2 protein-coding genes are annotated in these 1,221 nt (G+C 64.3%); both read right to left on the reverse strand.

The window, feature by feature from the left end; all coding sequences use genetic code 11:
- A partial coding sequence (locus NKJ84_RS32980) for an aminotransferase class I/II-fold pyridoxal phosphate-dependent enzyme (protein ID WP_352509999.1) occupies positions 1-553 on the reverse strand: 553 nt, incomplete at its 3' end.
- On the reverse strand, positions 550-1,221 hold a 672-nt coding region (gene bioB, locus NKJ84_RS32985), incomplete at its 5' end, for a biotin synthase BioB (protein WP_352510000.1). The genes bioB and NKJ84_RS32980, both read right to left, overlap by 4 nt.

Genomic DNA, 1,221 nt, shown 5'->3' on the forward strand with positions numbered 1-1,221 from the left:
CCAGGCTCTCCAAAGGCGCGCAGTCGCCATCCATGCTGTATAGGCTTTCCACCGCAATCCAGACGCATCCCATGCCGCCTTCGGCGCGCCAACGCTTGATCGCGTCCTCGACAGCATCGACGTCGTTGTGCGCGGCCAGCTTGAACTCGGCACGTCCGGCCTGTGCCCCCTCATGCATGCTGGCATGGGCGAGATCATCGAGGACCAAAAGGTCGCCCTTCTGCGGCAGCGCCGTCAGCAGAGCGAAGTTGGCGATGTAGCCGCTGCCGAAGAACAGCGCGCGGTCGGCTCCAAAGAATGCCGCCGCGTCTGCCTCGAGCTGCTCGTGTTCCGGTGCATTGCCGCGCAACAGCCGCGACCCGGTGGCGCCAACCGGCGTGCCCCGCGCAATCGCCGCCGCAACCGCTTCGCCAAGTCTTTTGGAGGCGGCAAGCCCGAGATAGTCGTTCGACGAGAAGTCGCGCCCGGCGCACGGCTTCAGCGTCCGCAGCCGGTCCTTGCGCGCCAGTCCCTGCAAGGTCGCCTCATAGCGGGCAAGCGGTGCCCCGTTCATTGCGCCTCGAGTTCCATCGGCTCGATGCCAAGGCGCCGGAACAGCAGGGTATCCTTGTCCTCACCGGGATTGTCCGCCGTCAGCAGCGTGTCGCCGACGAAGATCGAGTTGGCGCCGGCAAAAAAGCACAGCGCCTGCATCTCGTCGGTCATGGCCGTACGGCCGGCGGAAAGACGGATATGCGATTTCGGCATCATGATGCGCGCCATCGCGATCACGCGCACGAATTCGATCGGCTCGATCGGCTTGGCGTCGGCAAGCGGGGTGCCGGGGATCGGGATCAGCATGTTGATCGGAACGCTTTGCGGATGTTCCGGCAGGTTGGCCAGCGTCACCAGCATGTCGATCCGGTCCACCGGCTCCTCGCCCATGCCGACAATGCCGCCGCAGCAGACCTTGATGCCGGATTGGCGAACGTGCTCGAGCGTCTCGAGCCGCTCGGCAAAGCTCCGCGTGCTGATGATCTCGCTATAGTAGCGTTCCGACGTATCGATGTTGTGGTTGTAAAAGTCGAGACCAGCCTGCTTCAGTCGAGCGGCTTGCTCAAGATCGAGCATGCCGAGCGTCATGCAGGTCTCCATGCCCAGCGCCTTGACGCCTTCGACCATCGCCACCACCGCATCCATGTCGCGCGCCTTGGGGTTTCGCCAGGCCGCGCCCATGCAATA

It is taken from the genome of Mesorhizobium sp. M0048 (assembly GCF_040323405.1).
Lineage (GTDB): Bacteria > Pseudomonadota > Alphaproteobacteria > Rhizobiales > Rhizobiaceae > Mesorhizobium.